This window comes from Falsiroseomonas oryziterrae, from assembly GCF_021864505.1.
Taxonomy (GTDB): domain Bacteria; phylum Pseudomonadota; class Alphaproteobacteria; order Acetobacterales; family Acetobacteraceae; genus Falsiroseomonas; species Falsiroseomonas oryziterrae.
This window is the reverse complement of the sequence record NZ_JAKJIB010000538.1, coordinates 1-1,646: the sequence shown is the minus strand read 5'-3', so window position 1 is coordinate 1,646 and position 1,646 is coordinate 1. Positions and strand designations below refer to the sequence as shown.

At 70.0% G+C, this 1,646-nt stretch carries 2 protein-coding genes; both read left to right on the top strand.

The window, feature by feature from the left end; genetic code table 11:
- On the top strand, positions 1–1,255 hold a 1,255-nt coding region (locus tag L2I40_RS22905), incomplete at its 5' end, for a pyruvate dehydrogenase complex E1 component subunit beta (protein WP_237217668.1).
- A 13-nt stretch (positions 1,256–1,268) separates the two neighbouring features.
- On the top strand, positions 1,269–1,646 hold a 378-nt coding region (locus tag L2I40_RS22900; RefSeq protein WP_237217667.1), incomplete at its 3' end, for a biotin/lipoyl-containing protein.

Sequence of the window (1,646 nt, the reverse complement as noted above, 5' to 3'; positions counted from 1 at the left end):
GGCGACGATGGAAGTGGAAGCCGTGGACGAGGGCACGCTGACGAAGATCGTGGTGCCCGAGGGCACCGAGGCTGTCTCCGTGAACACGCCGATCGCCGAGCTGAACGGCGGCGCGGGCGCCGCCGCGCCCGCGCCGGCGCAGCGCGAGGTCGCGGCGCCGCTGCCGAAGGCCGAGGACCATGCGGCGGTCGCTTCCCGCGGCCAGGACCGCAAGGAGGGTGCCGCGAGCGTGCCCGCCCAGCCCGTCGCTGCGGCCGAGAAGGATTGGGGCCCGACCAAGCCGATCACCGTGCGCGAGGCGCTGCGCGACGCGATGGCCGCCGAGATGCGCGCCGACAAGGACGTCTTCCTGATCGGTGAGGAAGTCGGCCAGTACCAGGGCGCCTACAAGATCAGCCAGGGCCTGCTCGACGAGTTCGGGCCGCGGCGCGTCATCGACATGCCGATCACGGAACATGGCTTCACCGGCATGGCGGTCGGCGCGGCGATGACGGGCCTCAAGCCCATCGTCGAGTTCATGACCTTCAACTTCTCGATGCAGGCGATCGACCACATCATCAACAGCGCGGCCAAGACGCTCTACATGAGCGGCGGCCAGCTCGGCTGCCCGATCACCTTCCGCGGCCCGAACGGAGCGGCGGCACGCGTCGCCGCGCAGCACAGCCAGGAATACGCGTCGTGGTACGCGCATATCCCGGGCCTGAAGGTGATCGCGCCCTGGTCGGCGGCGGATGCGAAGGGCCTGCTGCGCGCCGCGATCCGCGACCCGAACCCGGTCATCTTCCTCGAGAACGAGATCCTCTACGGCCAGACCTTCGACTGCCCGACGGCGGACGATTTCGTGCTGCCGATCGGCCAGGCGAAGATCGAGCGGCCGGGCACCGACGTCACCATCGTCTCCTTCTCCATCATGGTCGGGCTGGCGATGCAGGCGGCCGAGGCGCTGGCGGCGCAGGGGATCAGCGCGGAGGTGGTCAACCTCCGCACCATCCGCCCGCTCGACATCGCGACGATCGTGCGCAGCGTGAAGAAGACCAACCGGCTGGTGATCGTGGAGGAAGGCTGGCCCTTCGCTGGCATCTCCTCCGAAGTCGCGATGCAGGTGCTGGAGCACGCCTTCGACGACCTCGACGCGCCCCCGGTGCGCGTGACGGGCGAGGACGTGCCGATGCCCTATGCCGCGAACCTCGAGAAGCTCGCGCTGCCGCGGCTCGAGCAGGTCGTGGATGCCGTCAAGCGCGTGACCTACAAGTAAGGGGGCGGGAGAGATGGCGACCAACATCCTGATGCCGGCGCTCTCGCCCACCATGACCGAGGGCACGCTGGCGCGCTGGCTCAAGAAGGAAGGCGACCAGGTCAAGGCGGGCGACATCATCGCCGAGATCGAGACCGACAAGGCGACGATGGAAGTCGAGGCCGTGGATGAGGGCATCCTCGGCAAGATCCTGGTGCCCGGCGGCACGGCGGCGGTGAAGGTCAACGACGTCATCGCCGTGCTGGTCGAGCCGGGGGAAAACGCCGACGCCGCGCCGGCCGCGAAGCCCGCGCCGGCCGCGGCGCCGAAGACCGAGGCCGCGCCGACCGCCATGCCGGCGGCCGCAGCTACGCCCTCCGTCGCGCCGCAGGCCAACGGTCATGCGCCGTCC